Below are 20,936 nucleotides of genomic sequence, written 5' to 3'. Positions count from 1 at the left end.
TCCTGTTTTTGGTCGGCCAACGTATATTATACCACATGTTACTCCGATTTGTCAAGTAGGTATTTTCATCTTCTGTCCGTTCAAGTGTTATTATACTCCTTCCTCAACTTCTTTGCAAGGTCCACCATGTTTTTCAAAGAGGGTACGACCTCTTCCCAGTTTCTTGTTTTAAGGCCACAGTCGGGGTTCACCCATATCAGTTCCTTCGGAAGTATCCTGAGGACTCTTTCTATTATACTCTTCATTTCATCAACGGAGGGAACAGCGGGAGAGTGAATGTCCCAGACACCAACACCAATCTGTTTCTTCCAGCCCTTGAAGTTTTCAAAGGCTGAGATGATCTCTCCCTTGCTCCTTGAAGCCTCGATGCTTATCACATCGAACTCCAGCCTGTGGATGTACTCTATTATCTCGTTGAAATCAGAGTAACACATGTGGGCATGGATCTGCGTCTCAGCCTTTGCATTCGCAGCCAGATTGAAGGCGTTTATTGCCCACTCGAAGTACTCCGGCCATCTGCTCTTTTTGATGGGTGCCTTCTCTCTGAACGCAGGTTCATCGATCTGGATGATCTTTATTCCGGCTTTTTCCAGGTCTTTCACCTCCTCGTTTATTGCAAGGGCGATCTGGTAGGCGATCTCCTCTTCTGGAATGTCTTCCCTGTAGTAACTCCAGCCCATGATGGTGATGGGACCTGTGAGCATTCCCTTGACGGGTTTTTCTGTCAGAGACTGTGCGTAGGTGATTTCTTTCAACGTCATGGGCCCTGTCCTTGAAACCGTGCCGTATATGATGGGTGGGCGGTAGCATCTTGAACCGTAAGAAAGAACCCAGCCGTTCTGTGTGGTGGCGATTCCGTTCAGTCTCTCCGCGAAGAACTCCACCATATCGCTTCTTTCGAACTCACCGTGTACCAGAACATCGAGCCCTATCTCTTCCTGGATCCTTACTACCTTTTTTATCTGTTCTTTTATGAAGGACTCGTATTCTTCTTCCGAGATTTCTCCCCTTCTGTACCTTGCCCTCATCTTTCTCACATCGCTGGTCTGAGGGAAAGATCCGATTGTTGTGGTCGGAAAAAGAGGAAGTTTCAGTTCTTCTCTTTGAATCCTGTCACGCTCCTGATACTCCTTCTCCCTTCTGAAAGAGTCAGGTGTGAGCTGTTTTATCTTTTTAGAAACTGATTCATCGACGGCGAAGTCTTCGAAACTAACCTCTGGAAGATTTACTTTTTTCCCTTCAAAGAACTCTTTCAGTACTTTCAGCTCTTCAAGTTTTTCCTTTGCGAAGGCAAGTTTTTCCCTCAGACCATCAGGAAGGCTGTTTTCCCATTGCGCAGTTATGGGAAGGTGAAATAGCGGACAGGAGTTCGAGATGGCACTCGCACCGAGTTTGTCCACAAGTTCTGCCACTTTCTTGAGATTTGCTCTCCAGGGCTGACGGCCGTTTATGACACCGGCTATGAGAGTCTTGTCCGATGGAAAACCGTGTTTTTCGAAGTTTCTGAGATTTTCTGTGTTTGAAACAAAATCCAGGTGAAGGCCCTTCACAGGAAGGGACACATAAGACTCGTAGTCAGAGACGCTATCGTAATAGGTAAAAATCGTCAAAGGAAACCCTGAAAACTCGCTGTACACATCTTTTATCAAATTCCAGTGGTCTTTCTGAAGATCACACACGAAGACAGGCTCGTCCACGAGGATTTCTCCACAACCGTTTTCTACGAGTTCTTCAAAAACTTTCCTGTAAACAGGAACGAGCCTGGTGAAAAGTTTTTCCATTTCACCGGGTTCTCTGATCCACATCCCGTCTTTTTTGGAAAGATAGAGGAAGGTGAACGGTCCCAGTATTCTTGGTGCGGTTTCAATTCCCATCGACCTGAAAAAGAGAAAATCTTCAAGAGGTATATTTTCAAGGAGTTCAAAGTTTCCACTCTCTATCTCGGGAACAAGGTAGTGGTAGTTCGTGTTGAAGTACTTTGTCATCTCAAGGGCTTTTCTTCCACGTGCCATCTCAAAATAAGTCGAAAGGCCCTCATACTTTCCAAACCGCTCCGGAATTGCCCCCACCATTATGGCTGTGTCGAGAACGAAATCGTAGTAGGAAAGTTCGTTCGAAGGAACAACGTCCACGTTCGTTCTGTAGTTCTCCACCATGTACATCCTGAGTTCGCTCATCTCTTCTTTGAACTGGTTTTCTGTGATCTTCCCCTTCCAGAAATCTTCCAGTGCTTTCTTGAACTCTCTTTTCTCACCTATCTTTGGAAAGCCGAACGCGTACACCTTCAATTTCTTTCACCTCCATTTGTTGTATGATTTGGAATCATAATACCACATGTTGTGTGTAACGTGGTTAACGACAGGAAAATTTGAACCGACATTTCCGAGGGAAAGGCCAGGTCATCTCAGATCATGATGTGTGATATACTATCAGAAAAATCATTGAAGGAGGGAACAATATGGTTGTGAAATCTTCTGAACTCACCCCTGAAAAGATATCGAACATGCGCGGCGGAAAGGGTGAGGTGGAGATGACACACCTTCTTTCCAAAGAAACCATGAGGAACAGGGCAAGACTCTTCGCAAAAATGAAACTTCCACCGGGGTCTTCTGTGAGACTGCACAGGCACGATGGAGAGTTCGAGATATACTACATCCTCTCCGGAGAAGGCATCTTCCACGACAACGGAAAGGACGTTCCCATAAAGGCAGGAGACGTGTGTTTCACAGATTCTGGAGAGTCACATTCCATAGAGAACACAGGAGAGAAAGACCTTGAGTTTCTGGCGATAATCGTTTTGCTCTGATTAACTTTTTCGCCCCGCGATCACCACAAAAGCCCCTTCGCCGTATCCTTTTAAGACAGGCTCAACATCGGTGAGTTTTGAGGGATGGTTGAAGAGTGTCTGAACCACTTTGAAGTCCCCAAAACCCACCATTTTCATTAGGTGCACTATCTCTTCAGTGGAGAAGAATCTTGCACGTTTGTAGAAGAGGCTCTTTTCCTTCTTTTCTTCGTACTCTCTTCCCAGAAAACTTTCTCTGCCCACAATACCAACGATAATGTGTCCTCCTTTTCTGATCACTCTTTTTGCTTCCTGCAAAGCCCTCAGTGGATCATCCACAAAGCAAATCGTGGTGACCATCAGTGCAAAGTCGAAGCTTTCATCCTTCAGTGGCAGATTTTCCGCTGTTCCTTCTATCACCAGTATTCCCCTTCTTCTTGCTATCTTTCCCATGCGTTTTGAAGGTTCCACCCCGATCTTTATCTTCAAAGGAACAGCGAACCTTCCTGTACCAACTCCTATCTCCACTCCCCTTCCCTCTGGAAGAAGGGCCTTCACCGCTTTGAGTTCAGAAAGATAGGCGAATTTATGCTTTAAGAACCACTCCTCGTACTCGTTCACGAAGTGTTCAAAGACATCCCACATGCTTTTTCACCGTCCTTCCTGATAAAATAAAGTCCACGGGAGGTGACACCTTTGTTCGAAGAGTACACCTCTTTTGTTTTCAAAAACAGAAAGAAGATCTTCGCGGTGGTGCTGGTACTGAACATTTTAGCACTCTTTGGGCTTTTCAGACTTCACTTCACAACTGAGTTTTCCATTCTGATGCCTCAGAAATCCCGTCAGAAAGAGATATACGAGAAGATGAACGGCGTCTTCAAAACAGGAGAACAGCTTGTGGTGATGGTGAAGACGAACGTCGATCCCCTGAGCAGAGAGGGAATAGATGAGATCTTTGAAATAAAGGAAAAACTCTCCTCCGTTGAAGGTGTAAAGACTGTCATACCACCCATTCCGGAGAAGTTTCCCGCTGGCTTCAGACTGGTGGAGACAAAGAACATGTCCGAAGAGCAGTACAGAGACTTTCTGAGCTATGTTGAAAACATGAAAGACTTCCTCAACGTGAGGAAAATGGAAGATGGATACTACTCCCTATTCATGATACTTCCCAGAAACAGTGTAAATCCCAATGAAATCGAAAGTACTCTTTCAGGATATGAACATTACCTCTCTGGAACACAGTATCTGGAAGACCAGATATTTCGCTATCTTCTGTTCATGATATTCACACTTCCCCCACTCGCCGTTGTTCTTCTTCTGAACGTCTTCAGAGTACAACTTGGAAGGTTCAGATACGCCATTTTATCTTTGATACCGGCGGGATTCGCCGCCCTCTGGACGCTTGGCTACGTGATGGGATGGATGGGCCAGAACCTTTCCATCATCACGGTTCTGGTTCCCATATTCACCATCGTCATGGGAAGTGCCGATGGGCTTCACTTCGTTTCGCACTTTTTGGAACGAAAGAAAGATGGAGAGAGTACGTTCAACGCCATCAAAGATACTCTCGAGAGTGTTGGAAGGGCGATGATCCTCACCACACTCACCACGATGGCAGGATTTCTCTCTTTTCTCACTTTGAACTCTCAGTCCATGAAACAGATGGGAGTGCTCGCGTCGATCGGTATAGGGCTCGCCGGTGTCTCCACTTGGATCGTCCTCCCCGTGATCCTCTCGAGGGTAGAGAAGGTAGAACCGAAAAACAAAGAAAGCGGAGTGTTTCGCGTCTTTCAGAAACTTTCGAAACGCGCCTTGGTTGTCACAACCGTCTCTGTTCTCATCTTTCTTCCCGGTCTGTTTTTCCTGAAAGCCGATCTCAACATCCTGAAACTCTACAAGAGCTACACACGGGTGAGAAAGAATGTGAAGAAGATCGAGGAAGTCTTCGGGAGGGCGCTTCCTGTGTACGTTCTTTTCGAGTCGGAAAACCTGTTTGATCCTTCCTTCGCACAGAAGGTTCTGTCCATGGAGGAAGATCTGAAGAAAGAAGGTTTCGATGCCTTTTCGATGTACGACATCATCTCGAAGTTGAACGAACGCCTCTTCAAAGAAAAAGGATATCCGAAGATTCTCGCGAGAGCCCTGATACTGAAAAGACTCCTTCCAGACGAGTACACAGAAAATCTCGTCTCCGGAAACACGGGAAGGGCTTTTATCTTTCTGAACGACCTGGACAGAGAAATCTTGGTGAAGGTAGAAAACGTGGTAGAGAAACACGGTTTTCAGGTCACCGGCATTCCTTACATCATAAAGGAGATGAACGATTCGATAGTACCTCAGCAACTACTTTCTGTGTTTCTGGCTATCAGCATGGTTTTTCTCCTGCTCGTGCTGTTTCAAAGAAGTTTTCTTTATCCTGCGAAAGCGATCGTTCCCGTTGGTATCTCTCTTGTGTCGCTCTTTGGTTTCATGGGGCTTTCCGGGATCCCACTCAATCTGATCACCGCGAACATGGCTGGAATAGTGATAGGTGTGGGAATAGACTACGCTATACACGTGACGGAACTGTTCAGGTACTACGGTGACATGGAAAAGACTGTCAGGATAGCGTCCACTCCCGTTCTTGCCAACGCGTTCGGACTCTCTATAGGACTTTCCGCATTGATACTCTCTCCTTTCACCTTCCACACCTATCTTGTTGCGATCATGTGGGTGACCATGACGGTGAGTTCTTTCATGAGCCTTGTGATTCTTCCAAAACTCCTGGAGGCGAAAAAATGAGGAAAGATGAATACAGAGCCACACTTCTTGAGCCGAATGTGTGGCATATCGCAGATTACAGGGGAGACAGCATGTACCTTGTAGTGGGAGAAGAGAAAGCCCTCCTCATAGACACTGGTATGGGAGAAGGTGACCTGAAAGGTTTCATAAGATCCATTACAGAAAAACCTGTCGAAGTTGTCCTCACCCACGCCCACTGGGATCATATCATGCAGGCAAATCAATTTGAGAAGGTGTACCTCAACCACAGGGATTTCCAGATCATAGAACTGTTCAAAATAAACGTGAATTATGAAAACTTTCTGAACGTGAAAGAAGGTGACAGGTTCGATCTCGGTGGAAGAACGCTCGAGGTGATAGAAGTTCCGGGACACACGCCCGGCTCGATCGTTCTCCTCGATAGAGAAAACAGGCTGCTTTTCAGCGGGGATTCGGTGGGGGCAGGACACACCTGGATGCACCTTCCTGGGTGTCTCCCTTTAAGGGAATACCTGAAGAGTCTCAAGAAACTGAAAGAAACTGACAGCTTCGAAAAGATCTACCACGGGCATCTCACAGGAACTCAGCTGAAACCCTTCGGCCCGGATTATCTGGACGATCTGATAAAGGCCGTCGAAGGTGTGATAGATGGTTCTCTGAGAGGTGAACCCTACCTTTACGGGAATTTCAAGGGACTTTACGTAACGTGCGGTTCTGCAGTACTGGTGTACGATCCGGAGAACATCTGAACAATTCTCATTGATCTTTTTTTCTCTCCACCAGATATTCGATAAGTAATCCAACGCCAACTCCTATAAGGAATGCAGTAGCAAAGTAAAACACAGAGTATCTGAAAAGAATAAAACCAATTCCAAGGCCTATCAGGGTCGTTCCACCTGTTATACTATTTTTTTCATAAACATCCTCCTTTTTTAGTCAGTGTTCTTATTATACTCTCAAAATCCTCCGGCATCCACTCGACGTTTGATTCTTTTTTAGCGGCTTTCTTTGCCAGACTGTCAGCCTCGTCGTTGCAGAAGTTCCCGGAGTGGCTTTTTATCTTTTCGAATACCACCTTCAGTCCCATCTGACAGAATTTTCGATAGTAGTGTCTGTACACCTTCGTTACCAGCTTGTTTGTCCTGTACTCCTCCGTTGCCCACTTTTCCAGACCTTCAAGGTCGTACCTGAGAACGAGTTTTCTCGCTCCCTTTTTGAGAGCGTAATCCATCGCAAAGAGTGCCGCCATAATTTCACCGGTGATGTTTCTTGAGTCTTTGAACTCCTCGATGTTCGTCCAGAAGTAGTATTCTTCCTTTTTTCCTCTATAGCACAAAACAATTCCAGATCCGCACACCTCATCGTAACTTCCATCGACGTAGGCGATCATCGTCTCTGTGTCCAGTTCTGGACAGATGCACTCGTTCTTTCCTTCCATATAGGCTTTCGCGTCTTCCAGTCTTTCAAAACTTTTGTACTCGGCTCCCGGGAAACCTTTTACCTGTTCTTCCGCCTCTTTCCAGGTTTTGTAGATCCCGGGAACTCTTCCTTTTCTTACAGCGTAGTATTTTTTTGCCAACTTCATCACCTCTCAAACCCATTTATACCATGTCCATTTAAAATCGATACAATTTGGAGAAATTAAGGTCCTGGATGTATAATAGACCCAGTCGTTGAAGGGGGGATTTTCCGTGGAAAAAAGAGTTCTGGGGAAAACAGGTGAAAAGCTCTCTGTGGTCGGATTCGGCGGAATCGTTGTGATGAACGAGTCCGTGGAATCTGCAAAAAAGATAGTTGCCAGAGCGATCGAGAGGGGCATAAACTACTTCGACGTTGCTCCTTCCTACGGAGACGCCGAGGAAAAACTTGGCCCAGCGCTGAAGCCTTACAGAGACCAGGTGTTTCTGGCCTGTAAAACGATGGAGAGAACAAAAGAAGGTGCCTGGAAAGAATTGAACGAATCTCTGAAGAGACTCCAGACGGATCACTTTGACCTTTATCAGTTCCATGCTGTGACCACGCTCGATGAGGTGGAGGCCATCTTTTCACCGAATGGAGCTATAGAGGCCTTTTTGAAGGCAAAAGAAGAAGGACTGATAAGGTACATCGGTTTTTCTGCTCACAGTGAGGAAGCTGCACTTTCGATGCTGGAAAGGTTCGATTTCGATACGGTACTTTTTCCACTGAACTGGGCAAGCTGGCTGGGAAAAGGATTTGGCAAAAGACTTTACAGCAAAGCCCGGGAGAAAAACATGGGAATTCTGGCAATAAAGGCTCTGGCAAAAAGACGTCTGGAGGAAGGAGAAGAAAAACGCTGGGAAAAATGCTGGTATCATCCTGTGGATGATTTCGAAGAAGCATCCATGGCACTTCGCTTCACACTATCACTGCCCGTCACCGCAGCTGTGAGTCCAAGTCACCAGGAATTTCTCTGGTGGATGTGTCAAATCGTTGAAAATCAGGGAACAAAAATCAGCGAAGAAGAACTGCAGATACTGAAAGAAAAAGCACAGAAACTGACACCCGTTTTCCCACTCGATCACTCTTGAGTCATCCAGTGTAATATCCTCACCAGTCTTCTTCTTGCCCTGCCGTCCTCTTCACACCAGAAGGCAACAAACAGGGGCTGAACCTTGAGAGAGTGCCTCTTTGCAAACTCTCTCACCACATCCGGCTTCCTTAGCCTGATCCCAAACCTCACTCCATCGTACCTTCCGCAGTTCCTCAGAAATCTATCAAGGAATTTTCTGTCAGGCTCTTTCATCTCGATGTATTTCAAAGTGAATCTTTCTAGTTTCTTTCTTTTCATCTATTGCGCTATCTATTTCTGAGAGAGCCTCCTCATAAAGCTTTTCATGACGGTATTTCAGAAATCTTATGTAATGTTTCCAGGATGCATCATGGCATGTTTTGAAGCAGTATGTAACAAGTGGTCGTGAGAAAAGAAATCCATGCTGAAATGGTGCTTTCAAAAGTTGATGACTTTTCAATCCTTTCCCTCCAAAACTATTATTTTTACGCTATTTTATCACACTGCTGTGTAACGTTAGGAGTGAAATTGCACAAAACATGAAATCTCAATGAAAATCCTTTATCGCAGAACGCTTTAAAAAGGGCTTTTCAAAACCAGGAAGATTTGAAAGGTCACAAAAGATCTGTTCTAATGAGGAAGGGGGATGAAAATCGTGAGAAGGATCATTCTCACAATAGTTATTCTGCTCTCTCTCCTATACACGCTTGTGTTTCCCAGTCCTTCTGATGATTATCAAACGACAGTGAGGAAAAAAACTGTTGTTCACACCCTCCTGCTAGAGAAGTCACACTCGGAAGATTTAACGGCTGGAAATCAAATTTTACGGTTTAATAAAAGCCTCGCGAGGCTTCTAATATCGAATGAAAGGGGGGACAAAGGATGAATGTACTTAAGCGAATCGCGAACCATTCTATTCCTTTAGGTGGATGCACTAACAGAAGTCAAAGATGTGCAGTAGTAACTCCTTAGACTGAGGTTAGAAATTTTTAAAGAAGGCGGCCGCCTTCTCTATTAGGAATATCTAGGAATATTTGATTATTAAGTACTCTACAAAAATGGGGTGGTTGTATGTCAGGGTACAAATTCTCGGATTTTCTCATTAAAGTACAAGAAAAGAACCGGATCCTTCTTTATAACGTGTTGTTAAGAAGTTATGCGGAAACCAATGTGGATGAGCTGAGAAGATTACAAGCTGCACTCAACGGTGCTAATGAGGAGTTTCTCTTGTCAACTTTTGTAGATAGAGGTATTGTATTGGAGAATCATATTAATGAGTATGCATTGTTCAAGTATATTTCGAATAAAATCAAGTATGACCGCTCTGTTTTATCAATAACAGATGTCATAACATTGAACTGTAATTTAAACTGCATTTATTGTATGCAGCAAGGTATCAAACCACATAATAAAGAAAGAAATGGTTCACTTTCTCCTCAAGATAGAGTAAATTTATGGCTAGCCTTGATGGATCTGTTTGACACGAAGACCATTGCTGTGACATTTTTTGGTGGAGAGCCTTCTCTCTATCCTGAAAAGTTGAGTGAAATTATTAGAATTGCTGAAAAAGAGCAAGTGCCGATCAAGCAGTACAATATAATAACAAATGGTGTGAGTTTTTCTAATCATATGTTTGAAGTACTAAGTAATTCCAAATTCAGGTTTATTCAAATAACCATAGATGGGCCAAAAAACATTCATGATAAAAGAAGGATCTCGCAAAACTACGACGGGACTTGGGAAGTAATAATAGATAACATAAACAAATTACTTAATAAAACAAATTTAACAATAGTTATCCATACTGTTTTAGACAGAATGAATTCAGAGGAAAAATACGGTATGATGATAGATGAGCTCATAGACATCTTCGGTAAAAATACGATAAAAGAGAGATTTTTGTTCAACATTGGATTACTAAGTCATCCAAATAGTTCTTGTGCCTATACGATCGAGAATATACCTGATATTGCAGAGTATGCAAATATTTATGTAAATACTATAAAAGTTGCTCTAGAACGGGACATTTTCCTATTGGATTTTCTCAACATCTGGCCATGTACCTACCATAAGGAAACAGATCTAGTTGTTGCTCCTAACGGAGATTTGTACAATTGTATTTCGGGAGTGGGAAGAGAGGAGTTTAGGATATGTTCCTACAGTGAATTTCTTAATTCTCCAATAGACTTTTTGAGGCGTTACTCTCAATTCATGGAAAACGATAATACTGACAACGAGTGTAAGGACTGTATCTATTTACCTATATGTAATGGTGGCTGTAGGTTTAACGCCTACATTTTGAAAACAAAGAAAGATTGCTGGAAAGTTTTTCATCAAAATTCTTATCCAGAACTTTTGAGATTATTTTCAAAGTTCCGTGAAAGGGTGAAGTTGGTATGAGAAAAGTCGTAGAAGTGTCCGGTGTCAGGAAATCCTTCGGAGAACTTCGAGTTCTCGATAAAGTTGATTTTTACGCAGAAGAGGGAGACTTCAAGGTAATCGTCGGCGAGAACGGTTCGGGAAAAAGCACACTGCTGAAAATCATGATAGGTCTCTTGCTTCCTGACGATGGGGAAGTGAAGGTTCTCGGCGTTGATGTGAAAAAGCACTGGAAGAAACTATCTGCGAGAATAGGGGTGGTTCTTGCAAACGAGAGAAGTCTGTACTGGAAACTCACTGCCTGGGAAAACCTCGATATCTTTGGGGGTGTATACGGCGTACCGAAAAAAGTCAGAAGAGAACGAATGGAAGAGCTTCTCAAAAGATTCGGTCTGTTCGAATACAAAGACAAACCCGTCGAAGAGTTTTCAACGGGCATGAGGAAAAAGTTGATGATTTGTAAAGCGCTAATTCACGATCCAGAGGTACTGTTCATCGACGAGATACTCAACGGTCTGGATCCACCGTCGGTGCGTGAAATGGTCGGTTTTTTGGATGAACGGAACAGGAGGGGATTGACTATCGTAATGATAAGTCATGTACTTCACGTTCTTCCCGAGAATGCCTGCGTTGTTCTTCTTAGAAACGGTCGTGTACAGATGGAAGTGAGATACAAGGATATCCGCAGCGAAAGAAGCGAAGTATATGAGGTGTTCGAAAACCTCATCAGGGGGCGAAATATGGATGAGGAAGATACTCCATCTGGTTCTGAAGGAGATGAAGATAAGGCTTAAATACAGGTTCGTGTGGGTGAACATGGCTCTGACACCATTTTTCATCATAGGACCTTATGTGTTTTCTTCCAGAATCGCTGATGTGAACTCGCTTGCAGAGAACGTGTTGATAGGAGCCCTGCTCTGGTACTGGCTGAACCAGTACTTCTTTGGGGTGGGAGACGGATTCACAGAAGAAAGAGAAGAAGGTGCCCTCATCTCCGTGGTACTTGCTCCAATCAGTCTTTTGGCTTTTTTGTTCTCAAAAGCCGCTGACACATTCTTAATGAACCTGTACATAACATTCTTCACATTGCTTTTCTTCTACCTTTCCGGTATAAAGCTTGAGATCCATCTTTACTTTCTTCTTTTGCTGGCGGTGAGCGGTGTTTACATAACATTCTTTTCGATATTTTTCGCAGCGTTGTCGTTGTGGAAGAAGAGAATCAGAAGCATAAATTCCACTGCCCAATTCTTTTTTGGCGTCCTCTCAGGGATGGTCAATCCTGTTGAGAATTTCCCTTCTTACGTTCGACTCATCTCGTACATGATACCGCTCACCTACCTCATCTCCATAGGAAGAAGCATAATAAAAACGGAAACATGAGTGGCTTTGTTCCCCAACTCCTGATACTGACAGGTTTGAGTTTTGCCTATCTGATCCTCGGAGTATGGTTGCTTAAAAAGGCAGAAAACGAGATTCGAAAAAAAGGAGAATGGGAATCATGGTGAGAAGTCTGTATCTTGCAAAAGCCAGTTTCCTGAGTGCGAAAAGATACAGAATAGACTGGTATGGAGCTTTCCTCACACCCCTTCTGACGATAATGCCCGTTGTCCTGCTCTATTACTTTGGCACAGAATCAGGCCTTGTACGGTTTTTCTACGGTGCGACGAACACGAAGAACATCATCGGATACCTCCTGCTAGGGGCAGCTTACTGGAACTACGTTGAGGTACTCTGGGGATCTGTCTTTGCTTTGAGGTACTACATGAGAATAGGACAGCTGGAAGAACTGTTCATCATGCCCGTGAGTTCCATAGGGTACATCCTCTCGTGGTCGGTTTTTGGTCTTGTGAAAGTTACCGTGGAGTCTGTTCCGATAATCGTCCTGGCAGTGCTGCTGAATCTGATGACCTTCAACCTGGTTGAGTTTGCCCTTGCAGCGGGTGTTGTTATTCTTTCCATAATCGCTTCTTTCGGTCTTGTCTTTCTGTTTTTTGGCATCACGTTGAGATTCAAAGAAGGGGACGAACTGGTGAGTTTGCTTGGTAATGCCGCTCCTCTGATTGGTGGTATGTTTTTTCCTGTGAATGTTCTTCCAAAAGTGCTGGAATATCTTGCATATGCTTTTCCATTTACGTGGGGGTTGGACCTCACACGCTATTTTCTCATGAAAACAAACACATTGCTTGACTTGAAAAAAGAATTCATCATCTTGATTGTTTTATCTTTACTGTACTTAGCTTTTGGCACCATTTCTTTTAAGGTACTTCAAACCAAAGGAAGGAAAAATGGGTTGCAGGGTTTTTGATGATTCTTTCACGTCCCATTGCTATATTGTTCAACAGTGGATAAGTAGCAATCACCGTGGGAATTTATCAAATGAAAATAGGTCTCGTGCAAGCGGGTGGTTTGGTGGCAGTGTTGGTGGTCGCAATCTTTCTGGAAAAGAGTGCCAGAGGCTGCTACTTTGCAAAAATTTCTGCATTATCAGAATCCGCTGATATTGATTGAAGCGGGGGAATTAGATGGAAGCCGCCGTGGTTGTGGCTTATTCTTATTTTGTCTTGAAGTTGGAGTTTGCCATTTCGAATCCCGTGATGTTTGCCTGTTCGTTTCTGATACTGGTCCTTTCCTTCATTTCCACCTCTTTCGTTTTTGCAACGCTTTTGACACTCTCAAAGAACGCCTTTTCATGGATGTCAACGATCCAGTATCCGGTGTATTTCATCTCGGGAATGCTCTTTCCGATAGACATTCTTCCAAAATGGATTCGAGTGATTTCCAGTTTCCTTCCCATAAGCTGGTCAGTTACGCTGATGAGAGATTCCTTTGAAGTTGGCAGTGCTGGAAAGGATTTGATTTTCAACGCACTTTTACTCACGCTTTTTTACTTTCTTTTAGGACATGTTCTTTTCAAAAAGATAGAAAGAAAAAGCAGAGCGGAAGGGGAGCTGGTTTGAGAAGTGAGGCTGCTCAGACATTTTTGGATTTCGTACAAAGGGGTTTCCCTGTGGCTGAACTGGAAAGCCTATGCCGCTGAAAAGATCATCAATCCGATTTTTCGGCTGCTCTTTTACTCAACACTTCTTGCATATGGATATAAAACGCTGCACGATGCGAGAGCTTTCATAATAGCAAATATCATGGCTCTGTCTTCAATAAGCGTTTTTAAAGGGCTCGGTATAATATTTTTTCTCCGAGCGAGATCAGGGATCGTTGATTTTCTTCGTTGTTTCGCCTTCATCGAAATTCAAAGTAATGCTAAAAAAGATGCCTTTTCACATAATCGATGCACTGGCCACGGTGATTCTGGGACTGGCTGTTTCATTTTGCTTTTTAAAACTTGATCCCTCCATTACTGCGAGCCTTTTTGCCCATATGACGATAGGTGTACTGGCTCTGAGCAGTTTCGGAATGACGGTGGCAGCTCTTGGACTGCTGACGAGAGATATCAACATGCTTCTTGGTGTTGCAGAGATGATGGTTTTCATCTTAAGCGTGCAAGTTTTCCTGTAGAAAGACTGCCCGTGTTTTTCAGATGGCTTTCACAGCTTTTGCCGCTTTCGCGTTCGGTCGAAAGCATAATATACGCTCTGCAAGGATTTAAAATGAAGGCCTGGATTTCAAGTGCCTGGGAAGCATCAGTAGGTCTTGCATACCTCGTTTTGGCCTATTTCACACTGCGGCTGATTGAATTTGCAGCAAGAAAGTACGGAAACATCGATATGTATTAGCGAACATTGGTGCTGGGAAGGCCTTCCTGAAAAGTCTTCCAGAACATCAGGGAGGGAAAGTCATGAATCTCAGGAGTATCCAGAAAATTCTTCGCTTTTACTCTCTGATTCGAAAGCGTTTTCTGGTGCTCATAGTTATAGGTGGCTTTCTTGCAACGTCTTCGGTCGTGTTCGATTTCTTCATCCCTCTTCTTGTGAGAGATGTCATCGATGGGCTGGCCGGACTGGAACTGAGGTTAAACACGATCTACCTTCTTGGATTTCTCTATGCACTGTCTTTCGTTCTTACGTACGCTGGAGACCAGATCTACCTGAAAGCAAAGTACAGAGCCGTAGCAGATCTGTCCAGTCGCATTTTCAGCCAGTCGTTTTTCTTTCCCTGGCAAAAGCTAAAACAACAGGGCTCTGCCTACTATGCCACTCTGATAAACCATCAACTCAACGACGCATTTTTCCTGCTGGATTACGGATTTTTTCAGAACGTTCTGGTGATAATACGTAGTGTATTCATACTGGCAACCGTCTTCGTATGGAACAAAGCCTTTTTTGGCCTGTTTGTGGCAAACGCTGTGATAGTCGGTATTTATCTGAACATCATCGGCAGAGTAACCGAACGGCCGTACGCACAGATGTATGAAATTCTACGTCGTGTAACAGGTTTCATCACCGAGACGTTTGAAAACATCCACGAAGTACTTGCCGGAGAAGCTCAAAAGAAACGTCAGAAAGAGTGCGAGACGATGTATCAGCAGGTGGCAGACACCGTTTTGAAGGCAGAACTTCCCCGCTCAAGATTCGACAAACTGATGGTGAACCTGCCGGAGTATTTCACACGGCTCTTCATTCTCACCTACGGAGCATACCTTGTGATAGACGGAAAGATGACCGTGGGAACGATATGGGCACTGTGGACATACTTTTCTTTTGTGACGGCACCTCTGTACATGTTCAGAGAACTGGCACGTGTCATAACACGAGTGTCGGCGAACCTCGATGCTGTACTTGACTACTTCGATGAGGTAAAACGTGCTGAAGAGACCTTCAAAAAACGTGAAATAAAACCCGTTCCCGGAAGTCCTGTTTATGAACTGATAGACGTTACTTTTGGCTTCGAGCCAGGAAAACCCATTTTAAAGCAGGTCAGTTTCACGATTCAACCCCGTGAAATTGCTGCCATAGTGGGACTTTCCGGAGAAGGAAAGTCCACTCTGCTGAACATACTGCTTGGCCTGGAACAGAACTACGAAGGTGTGGTGAAACTCTTTGGAAACGATCTGAAGCAGGTAATGCCCTCGGCTGTTTTCGAACATGTTGCTTTTTATTCTCAGAACGTCGGTATATTCAACGACACTCTGGAAAACAACATAGTTCTTGGAAGAGAGTACGATGAGAAAAAACTCGAAAGAATCATAAAAGAACTTGGAATAGAACATCTGAGAGGAAGAAAACTTGGAGAAGGAGGAAGTTTCGTCTCAGGAGGAGAAAAACAGAGGATACAACTTGCCAGACTCTTCTATGCAGACAAACCAGTTGTTGTTCTGGATGAACCTCTCACAAACCTGGACACGATAACAGAAAAATTCTTACTGGAGAAATTGATTGAATTTTTGAAAGAAAAACAGCCATCATGATATCGCACAAACCGAATATCATAAGGGTTGCGAGTAAGATAATCTTCCTTGAAAACGGAAAAGTTTCGTCTGTCGGAGGGTTCGAAGAGTTGATGCAAAACAACACAACGTTCAGAAGGATAATAGAAACGTACGTGAATGAATCGAAAAGGATCGCTGATAAAGATGTCTGAAATCAATCTACAACAACCTTCCAATCCAGGGGGGATGGGGGTTGTTCAATGCTGATTCCATGGTACGCAACTACATCTTGTGAACCGGTACGGTTATGAAGTGTTTTCCTCTATAGGAGAGACGTACGTGACTCCCTCGTTGTCTGACAACCTCATATTCTAGATCTTCTAACTTATCAAACGATCCGCAGATACATCCCTCGGTAGTTTCATACCGCAATCGTCACATCCTTCACAAAGCGAGCATGTACGTACTTAGGAGCACCCTCATCGAAATGGCATTTGACCGCATCTTTTATCATCTCAAGGAGCTCTTCCCAGGTATCTCCCTGCGTGAATATCGAATACCTCTCAGTTTTTTCGATGTATCCTCCGTCCTCCGATTCCACGGCGATGAAGACTATCTCCTTTTGCGTCTCCATCTTCCCAATCTCCCTGAGGAGATCACAGATTCTCAAGTACTTTCTTGAATTCCTCCACTGATATACCCGCTTCACGGATGATTTTTCTTATTAAGTGACTTGGGCAAGTCTCTTGCATGAAATGGGATGGTCGTATACTTTCCATTGCTGTGCCTGTAGAACACATGACTTCCTTTTTGGCGAACACGTTGAAATCCAAGTTTCAGTAAAACCTTTTCCATAGTTTTTGGATCAACTATTGGAAGATAACTCAAGTTTCCACCTCTATCATCTCAAGAGCCACGAATTCCTGGAGATTTATTTCATCTCCTGCTTCCTCCAATACGAGTTCAAGCACCTCTTTTAAATTCCTTCTCACTTCTTCTAAGGAACTACCTACAGTATGTACACCTGGAACATCTGGAACCATTCCAACATATTGCTTTTTTTCAGGATCGTATTCAATGATAGCTGTGAAAATTTTACGCATGTTTTTCACCTCTCATTTTTCCACCATGACAAATGATATGGCAATTTCGATTAAATTATACAGGAGAAAGAGATCCTAAGACTGGAACTCCGGGTTCAATTTTGGAATGATGATATCAGCTCTTGGCCTCGTAACAAGAGACACCAACATGCTTCTTGGTATCGCTGAAATGCTCGTTTTCATGATGAGTGGTGCAAATTTTCCTGTAGAGAGACTACCAGTAATTTTCAGATGGGTATCACTAATTCTTCCACTTTCTCACTCGGTTAAAAGCATAAGGTATACTCTATCAGGATTTTACGCGAAAGCATGAATTGAAAGCAGTTGGGAAGCATTAATAGGCCTGGTTTATCTTGTTCTGGCTTATTTCACTTTGAGAGTGCTGGAATTTGTAGCAAGAAAACACGGAGGTGTCGATGTTTACTAAAACATCGTTCTGTGATAATTCTCTTTCACTGGATTCCAGCAAAAGTGAAAGTATTTTTCATGCTGTCGCGGTGTGATTAACCATCACTTGTAAAATTATAACCTATAGGTTATAATGACTGAAGGGGTGTACATGGGGAAAGGGCGGTGTTCATGAAAAAAGAGGTTGTAGCATCGAACGAGTTTCCCAAAGAATTTAAAGAATTAATAGAAAGATACGTACCAAAGCAAAGAAGAAGTAAATTGAAACTGAAATACGCGAATTTAATAAACATTTTGTCTAATGAAGGTGAAAGAGCAATAACACAACCTTACTTTGAGAAACTCAGAGGAACTGGTGATGTGGATTTATACTCTCTTAGGTTAGAGAAGAAAAATCCAAATATACGGATTATTTTTCTTTCTGGAAAAGTTATGTGATTCTTCTGTGCGCTTTTTTGGAAAAAGAGAAAGGCGATTACGATAAAGCAATAAACAGTGCGAAGAGAAGGTTCAAAAATATTGTGGAACATCTATAGGGAGGTGGGCAGAGGTGAAAAACTTCAAGAAATATTCTGATGTTTTTGAATTATTTGAAGAAATAGGCTTTCACTATTCTGAAGAAGAGAAAGTTTTTTGTCGAAGCCATGTCTCAAATAGGAGGACAGTTGATGGCCTATAGAAAGAAGTACAACCTAACGCAAAAGGAACTGGCAGAAAAACTTGGTATTTCACAGTCCATGGTTTCAAAAATTGAAACAGGAGAAAAAAACGTGTCTGTTAAAGTACTGGCGAAAATAGTTGCCGCTCTCGGTGGTAAACTCAAGATATCCCTGGGAATACTACCAGAAGAGGAAAATAAACCACCAAAATACAAATTCGGGATTTCTGAAGAAATGAGCATGCCTTTTGAAACGAAGAGGAGTGTTGCAGCGTGATGAAACAACAAAAGCGTATTTCTCCTTCAAAAAGTTTTTTCAGAATGGTGAATTATTTCATTGAAGAAGCAAAATTTCAACTGAAAGAAGTAGAGGGTGATCTCATAGATTATCAACTCGAACTCGAGCCAGAATTTGGAAAAATAGTTCATCAAAAAGATTATTTTTCTAGGAGCATCGTTTTAGGTGTTTACATAAGAGGAAGGCAAGGAAATGTACAGGTTCACGATATGTATGTAAGAATAAAAGGTAAATTCGAAGCCAATATTGAAGAAAGCAGCGAAGATTTGTTTGACAAACTTTGTAAATACAATGGTTTAATGAACCTACTCATTATAGTTCGATCTTTCGTAGCCACAACAACTGCTCAAATGGGGATTCATCCTGTGCTCATTCCTATGATAGACTTAACAAAGGTTGAGGTAAATTAGTTTTTGATTGACAGATCTTCAACTGTACAAGCCACTCTTCTTTAGAAGAATGGTAAGCGGTCAGTGGAGACAGGATTCACAGATTCCATAAAGAGTTAGGGCATCGTGTTCAATTTAGAAACATGTATTTCAAAATTCTTTCCAGTCTTCTTCTCACTCTTCCATCCTCTTCACACCAGAAGGCAGCAAACAGGGGTTGAACCTTGAGAGAGTACTTTTTTGCAAATTCTCTCACCATCTCCGGGCCTTTCAATCTCATTCCAAACCTCACACCATCGTACCTTCCGTAGTTCCTCAGAAATCTATCAAGGAGCTTTCTGTCTGACTCTTTCATCTCGATGTATCTCAGAACAAATCTTTCCAGTCTCTTTCTTTTCATCCTTGCAAGGGCTCTCTTCACTGCTTCTTTTCTTCCTTCAACGAAAGGATGAGCCTTCACCATTGAAACAACAAATTCCATGGTCCGGTGATCTTTTGCCATGAAATCAGCGAACGACTCAATATCTTCAAGGAGTGTATATGCCTTTTTGAGCTTTTCTTTCCTTGAAAGGAACTCTCTATCAAGAAGAGCCATGTAGGTGGTAAGAAAAAGGATTTGTCTCTGATGAAAGGGGAGCTCTTTAAGCTTTTCTGACGACTCCCTGTATTTTCTTTCAATCTCCATCTTTATCCACTCGTTCCAGACAGGAAAAGGTGCCCCTGTATCAACACCAGATGTCAACAGTTTTCTTATCGTATCTGCACGAATCATTTTTGTTTTCCCTTTCAATATATCTGAGATACCTTTGGAGCTGAGAGTTTTTCCTTTCCAAGCGACCTTTTCAACATATCTTCTCAACTGACTTGTGTTCGGATAAGTTGATCCTGTGTAGTCCAACACAAATTTCTTCGCTTTTTTGAGTAGAGACAGATAATCTTCTGGTACGGGAAGCGAAACGATGATATGTGCAGTGCTGTGGATAGACGGTGAATCCATGTCTTTTTCCACAACAAACAGAGTATCCAGGGCTCCAAAGAGATTTCCTGGTTCCTCTCTGTAGTATCCTAGCCAGAAAACGGCTCCTTGAGAAAGAGCATGGGCAAGTTTTGGATGTTTTTCCCTGATATCCCATGCAAGATCGTTCAGGGAGGAAACAATACAGGTTGGGTGAGGAACCTCCCTGGATAGTCTGTAGGCCTGTATGTAATCGTGTACCGCCTCAGAGAGTCTTCCAGAATCTGCTTCCCTTCTTGCCAGGGAAAGATATAAAAAGGAAAGTGTGGATTTTCTGTAATCGTTTTTCCACACCCTCACCTTCCGTAGTGGCTTTATTCCGCTTGCTTCAAAGTTTATTAAAGTAACGATCACAGTATCTCTTATTGATTTTGACATCTTGGGAAGGTTTCTTTTCAGGTACCTGTACAGATTCATATCTACTTTGCCTGTATATTTTAAAAATGCCAGTTTGTTCGCCAAAAGAAAATATTTCGCTGCTTCGGATTTGCAGCTTTTCAAAATTTTATCTGTTTTCTGAATCGCTTCTTTGAAGTTTCCTTTCCAAGCGAGTTTCAGTATACAGAGAACCTCTCTGCACTCTTTTGGAAGGTTTTCTTCGAGTAGCATGTAATTCACTGCTGGAAGAGAAAAAGCACCGTACTTGAATGTCTCTTTCAGGCCTTCTATACTTTTCATCTTTACTCCCTCTGTTATAGTTATACCTCAAAAAACCAAATTGTTTCAAAGCCCATGAAATCTGGTGCTGAAAATGTGCTTTTAAAGAGGATTTTGGAACAGCCAAAACTTGAAAACCATATAAGGTTTGATAAAGTGATGACAGGTGATCAGAATGCGAAGGGTTTTGATGATAATCTTTTTGATACTCGTTCTCCTGTCTACAATCATTTTCGCTGACAAAGTGAAGACAGATAACGAAACGCATTCCTGGAAAAGTGAGATTACGGAACAGGTTCAGGTTGCACCCAAAAGTGCAGCTACTTGTGAGGTTACTTTCAAAGGTTCAACTGCTGAAAATCAGAGTTTTTAACCCTTGTTCTGCTGTACGTAAAAAATCATTTTTATTTAAGTTCACAGAAATTTTGCGATCTAAAAAACAGCCCTGTAAGTTCTTTTCAAATCATTGAAGAATTTTCTTTAAAACTTGAAAACCATATAGGGTGTTTTAGCATCTGTGCGGGGGGTGAGAAATATTGGCACCGTGCAGATGTGGGAAAGTTCCTGAGTTGTTGAGGAGGATTTTGATTCTGATGGCAAGACAGACGCAGGGAACGAAATGCAAACTTTT

General features: G+C 42.9%; 26 protein-coding genes and 1 pseudogene. 18 read left to right on the top strand and 9 right to left on the bottom strand.

Annotated features, from left to right (window positions below; all coding sequences use genetic code 11):
- Positions 1-80: 80 nt before the first annotated feature.
- Positions 81-2,282: a 5-methyltetrahydropteroyltriglutamate--homocysteine S-methyltransferase gene (gene metE, locus CELL2_RS07560; protein WP_235231233.1), complete on the bottom strand. Its 2,202-nt coding sequence runs from the start codon at positions 2,280-2,282 to the stop codon at positions 81-83.
- 176 nt (positions 2,283-2,458) lie between these two features.
- Between metE and CELL2_RS07555 the strand changes: the two genes are divergently transcribed.
- A complete protein-coding gene (locus CELL2_RS07555) occupies positions 2,459-2,806 on the top strand; it encodes a cupin domain-containing protein (RefSeq protein WP_011943923.1) in 348 nt (115 codons plus the stop codon).
- On the opposite strand, the gene CELL2_RS07550 is transcribed toward CELL2_RS07555, so the two are convergent.
- A complete protein-coding gene (locus tag CELL2_RS07550) occupies positions 2,807-3,430 on the bottom strand; it encodes a class I SAM-dependent methyltransferase (RefSeq protein ID WP_008195328.1) in 624 nt (207 codons plus the stop codon). It lies immediately after the preceding gene.
- Between the two features lie 51 nt (positions 3,431-3,481).
- On the opposite strand from CELL2_RS07550, the gene CELL2_RS07545 reads away from it, so the two are divergent.
- Positions 3,482-5,566 carry an RND family transporter gene (locus tag CELL2_RS07545; protein ID WP_038034384.1) on the top strand — a complete coding sequence of 695 codons (2,085 nt, stop codon included), beginning with the start codon at positions 3,482-3,484 and terminating at the stop codon, positions 5,564-5,566.
- Entirely contained in the window at positions 5,563-6,294 is a 732-nt protein-coding gene (locus CELL2_RS07540; protein ID WP_038034386.1) for an MBL fold metallo-hydrolase, read from the top strand. The genes CELL2_RS07545 and CELL2_RS07540 overlap by 4 nt, the downstream gene beginning before the upstream one ends.
- A gap of 164 nt (positions 6,295-6,458) precedes the next feature.
- Here CELL2_RS07540 and CELL2_RS07535 read toward each other — a convergent pair whose 3' ends face one another.
- Positions 6,459-7,124 (bottom strand): viroplasmin family protein, encoded by a 666-nt coding sequence (locus CELL2_RS07535; protein ID WP_038034387.1) that lies wholly within the window; start codon positions 7,122-7,124, stop codon positions 6,459-6,461.
- Between the two features lie 112 nt (positions 7,125-7,236).
- Here CELL2_RS07535 and CELL2_RS07530 point away from each other — a divergent pair, with 112 nt between their 5' ends.
- Positions 7,237-8,094 carry an aldo/keto reductase gene (locus tag CELL2_RS07530; protein ID WP_004079927.1) on the top strand — a complete coding sequence of 286 codons (858 nt, stop codon included), beginning with the start codon at positions 7,237-7,239 and terminating at the stop codon, positions 8,092-8,094.
- Here the strand turns inward: CELL2_RS07530 and CELL2_RS07525 are convergent.
- Positions 8,085-8,354: pseudogene (locus tag CELL2_RS07525) on the bottom strand (hypothetical protein); the annotation flags it as partial. The gene CELL2_RS07530 and the pseudogene CELL2_RS07525 overlap by 10 nt on opposite strands.
- A 367-nt stretch (positions 8,355-8,721) precedes the next feature.
- Between CELL2_RS07525 and CELL2_RS07520 the strand changes: the two are divergent.
- From CELL2_RS07520 to CELL2_RS09665, 9 genes are all read left to right on the top strand, one after another.
- Positions 8,722-8,961, top strand: a complete 240-nt coding sequence (locus CELL2_RS07520; RefSeq protein WP_004079921.1) for a hypothetical protein — start codon at positions 8,722-8,724, stop codon at positions 8,959-8,961.
- Between the two features lie 185 nt (positions 8,962-9,146).
- Positions 9,147-10,475 (top strand): radical SAM/SPASM domain-containing protein, encoded by a 1,329-nt coding sequence (locus CELL2_RS07515; protein WP_004079919.1) that lies wholly within the window; start codon positions 9,147-9,149, stop codon positions 10,473-10,475.
- On the top strand, positions 10,472-11,248 hold the full coding sequence (locus tag CELL2_RS07510) for an ABC transporter ATP-binding protein (RefSeq protein WP_004079917.1): 777 nt from the start codon (positions 10,472-10,474) through the stop codon (positions 11,246-11,248). The genes CELL2_RS07515 and CELL2_RS07510 overlap by 4 nt, the downstream gene beginning before the upstream one ends.
- Entirely contained in the window at positions 11,199-11,834 is a 636-nt protein-coding gene (locus tag CELL2_RS07505) for an ABC transporter permease (RefSeq protein ID WP_241208648.1), read from the top strand. The genes CELL2_RS07510 and CELL2_RS07505 overlap by 50 nt, the downstream gene beginning before the upstream one ends.
- Positions 11,835-11,952: 118 nt before the next feature.
- Complete coding sequence (locus CELL2_RS07500) at positions 11,953-12,759, top strand: ABC transporter permease (protein ID WP_004079915.1); 807 nt, start codon at positions 11,953-11,955, stop codon at positions 12,757-12,759.
- 217 nt (positions 12,760-12,976) lie between these two features.
- Positions 12,977-13,411, top strand: a complete 435-nt coding sequence (locus CELL2_RS07495; RefSeq protein ID WP_004079914.1) for an ABC transporter permease — start codon at positions 12,977-12,979, stop codon at positions 13,409-13,411.
- Between the two features lie 256 nt (positions 13,412-13,667).
- Positions 13,668-13,967, top strand: a complete 300-nt coding sequence (locus CELL2_RS09670) for a hypothetical protein (RefSeq protein WP_004079911.1) — start codon at positions 13,668-13,670, stop codon at positions 13,965-13,967.
- Between the two features lie 280 nt (positions 13,968-14,247).
- Positions 14,248-15,816 (top strand): ABC transporter ATP-binding protein, encoded by a 1,569-nt coding sequence (locus CELL2_RS07485; protein WP_241208647.1) that lies wholly within the window; start codon positions 14,248-14,250, stop codon positions 15,814-15,816.
- Positions 15,813-15,989, top strand: a complete 177-nt coding sequence (locus CELL2_RS09665; RefSeq protein WP_241208646.1) for a hypothetical protein — start codon at positions 15,813-15,815, stop codon at positions 15,987-15,989. The genes CELL2_RS07485 and CELL2_RS09665 overlap by 4 nt, the downstream gene beginning before the upstream one ends.
- Before the next feature lie 70 nt (positions 15,990-16,059).
- Here the strand turns inward: CELL2_RS09665 and CELL2_RS09915 are convergent, their stop codons facing one another.
- From CELL2_RS09915 to CELL2_RS07470, 4 genes are all read right to left on the bottom strand, one after another.
- Positions 16,060-16,209, bottom strand: coding sequence for a type II toxin-antitoxin system HicA family toxin (locus CELL2_RS09915; RefSeq protein WP_081434644.1), 150 nt, complete (start codon positions 16,207-16,209; stop codon positions 16,060-16,062).
- Positions 16,199-16,411 carry a type II toxin-antitoxin system HicB family antitoxin gene (locus CELL2_RS07480; protein WP_004079908.1) on the bottom strand — a complete coding sequence of 71 codons (213 nt, stop codon included), beginning with the start codon at positions 16,409-16,411 and terminating at the stop codon, positions 16,199-16,201. The genes CELL2_RS09915 and CELL2_RS07480 overlap by 11 nt, the downstream gene beginning before the upstream one ends.
- A gap of 71 nt (positions 16,412-16,482) precedes the next feature.
- Positions 16,483-16,632, bottom strand: coding sequence for a type II toxin-antitoxin system HicA family toxin (locus CELL2_RS09660; protein ID WP_227738448.1), 150 nt, complete (start codon positions 16,630-16,632; stop codon positions 16,483-16,485).
- Between the two features lie 29 nt (positions 16,633-16,661).
- Entirely contained in the window at positions 16,662-16,880 is a 219-nt protein-coding gene (locus CELL2_RS07470) for a type II toxin-antitoxin system HicB family antitoxin (RefSeq protein WP_004079900.1), read from the bottom strand.
- Between the two features lie 106 nt (positions 16,881-16,986).
- On the opposite strand from CELL2_RS07470, the gene CELL2_RS09655 reads away from it, so the two are divergent.
- From CELL2_RS09655 to CELL2_RS07455, 5 genes are all read left to right on the top strand, one after another.
- Positions 16,987-17,193 carry an ABC transporter permease gene (locus tag CELL2_RS09655; protein WP_327147047.1) on the top strand — a complete coding sequence of 69 codons (207 nt, stop codon included), beginning with the start codon at positions 16,987-16,989 and terminating at the stop codon, positions 17,191-17,193.
- A 266-nt stretch (positions 17,194-17,459) separates the two neighbouring features.
- The gene (locus CELL2_RS07465) at positions 17,460-17,726 is read left to right on the top strand and encodes a hypothetical protein (RefSeq protein ID WP_052132634.1); all 267 of its coding nucleotides are present in this window, start codon (positions 17,460-17,462) and stop codon (positions 17,724-17,726) included.
- A 112-nt stretch (positions 17,727-17,838) separates the two neighbouring features.
- On the top strand, positions 17,839-17,967 hold the full coding sequence (locus CELL2_RS09815; RefSeq protein ID WP_256380505.1) for a hypothetical protein: 129 nt from the start codon (positions 17,839-17,841) through the stop codon (positions 17,965-17,967).
- On the top strand, positions 17,957-18,223 hold the full coding sequence (locus CELL2_RS07460; protein WP_241208645.1) for a helix-turn-helix domain-containing protein: 267 nt from the start codon (positions 17,957-17,959) through the stop codon (positions 18,221-18,223). The genes CELL2_RS09815 and CELL2_RS07460 overlap by 11 nt, the downstream gene beginning before the upstream one ends.
- Positions 18,223-18,654, top strand: coding sequence for a hypothetical protein (locus CELL2_RS07455; RefSeq protein WP_235231232.1), 432 nt, complete (start codon positions 18,223-18,225; stop codon positions 18,652-18,654). The genes CELL2_RS07460 and CELL2_RS07455 overlap by 1 nt, the downstream gene beginning before the upstream one ends.
- Before the next feature lie 109 nt (positions 18,655-18,763).
- On the opposite strand, the gene CELL2_RS07450 is transcribed toward CELL2_RS07455, so the two are convergent.
- A complete protein-coding gene (locus tag CELL2_RS07450; protein ID WP_038034394.1) occupies positions 18,764-20,326 on the bottom strand; it encodes a hypothetical protein in 1,563 nt (520 codons plus the stop codon).
- Positions 20,327-20,936: the final 610 nt, after the last annotated feature.

Origin of the sequence: Thermotoga sp. Cell2 (assembly GCF_000789375.1) — a bacterium.
GTDB lineage: Bacteria > Thermotogota > Thermotogae > Thermotogales > Thermotogaceae > Thermotoga > Thermotoga petrophila.
The sequence above is the reverse complement of the archived record's forward strand: the minus strand, read 5'-3'. Positions and strand labels throughout refer to the sequence as shown.

Excerpts from the sequence above, each read along its gene's own strand:
- CELL2_RS07555 (WP_011943923.1), top strand. The coding sequence starts at position 2,459 with ATGGTTGTGAAATCTTCTGAACTCACCCCTGAAAAGATATCGAACATG.
- CELL2_RS07550 (WP_008195328.1), bottom strand. The coding sequence starts at position 3,430 with ATGTGGGATGTCTTTGAACACTTCGTGAACGAGTACGAGGAGTGGTTC.
- CELL2_RS07540 (WP_038034386.1), top strand. The coding sequence starts at position 5,563 with ATGAGGAAAGATGAATACAGAGCCACACTTCTTGAGCCGAATGTGTGG.
- CELL2_RS07520 (WP_004079921.1), top strand. The coding sequence starts at position 8,722 with ATGAAAATCGTGAGAAGGATCATTCTCACAATAGTTATTCTGCTCTCT.
- CELL2_RS07515 (WP_004079919.1), top strand. The coding sequence starts at position 9,147 with ATGTCAGGGTACAAATTCTCGGATTTTCTCATTAAAGTACAAGAAAAG.
- CELL2_RS07510 (WP_004079917.1), top strand. The coding sequence starts at position 10,472 with ATGAGAAAAGTCGTAGAAGTGTCCGGTGTCAGGAAATCCTTCGGAGAA.
- CELL2_RS07505 (WP_241208648.1), top strand. The coding sequence starts at position 11,199 with ATGAGGAAGATACTCCATCTGGTTCTGAAGGAGATGAAGATAAGGCTT.
- CELL2_RS07500 (WP_004079915.1), top strand. The coding sequence starts at position 11,953 with ATGGTGAGAAGTCTGTATCTTGCAAAAGCCAGTTTCCTGAGTGCGAAA.
- CELL2_RS07495 (WP_004079914.1), top strand. The coding sequence starts at position 12,977 with ATGGAAGCCGCCGTGGTTGTGGCTTATTCTTATTTTGTCTTGAAGTTG.
- CELL2_RS07485 (WP_241208647.1), top strand. The coding sequence starts at position 14,248 with ATGAATCTCAGGAGTATCCAGAAAATTCTTCGCTTTTACTCTCTGATT.
- CELL2_RS09665 (WP_241208646.1), top strand. The coding sequence starts at position 15,813 with ATGATATCGCACAAACCGAATATCATAAGGGTTGCGAGTAAGATAATC.
- CELL2_RS07480 (WP_004079908.1), bottom strand. The coding sequence starts at position 16,411 with ATGGAGACGCAAAAGGAGATAGTCTTCATCGCCGTGGAATCGGAGGAC.
- CELL2_RS09660 (WP_227738448.1), bottom strand. The coding sequence starts at position 16,632 with ATGGAAAAGGTTTTACTGAAACTTGGATTTCAACGTGTTCGCCAAAAA.
- CELL2_RS07470 (WP_004079900.1), bottom strand. The coding sequence starts at position 16,880 with ATGCGTAAAATTTTCACAGCTATCATTGAATACGATCCTGAAAAAAAG.
- CELL2_RS09655 (WP_327147047.1), top strand. The coding sequence starts at position 16,987 with ATGATGATATCAGCTCTTGGCCTCGTAACAAGAGACACCAACATGCTT.
- CELL2_RS07465 (WP_052132634.1), top strand. The coding sequence starts at position 17,460 with ATGAAAAAAGAGGTTGTAGCATCGAACGAGTTTCCCAAAGAATTTAAA.
- CELL2_RS07460 (WP_241208645.1), top strand. The coding sequence starts at position 17,957 with ATGGCCTATAGAAAGAAGTACAACCTAACGCAAAAGGAACTGGCAGAA.
- CELL2_RS07455 (WP_235231232.1), top strand. The coding sequence starts at position 18,223 with ATGAAACAACAAAAGCGTATTTCTCCTTCAAAAAGTTTTTTCAGAATG.
- CELL2_RS07450 (WP_038034394.1), bottom strand. The coding sequence starts at position 20,326 with ATGAAAAGTATAGAAGGCCTGAAAGAGACATTCAAGTACGGTGCTTTT.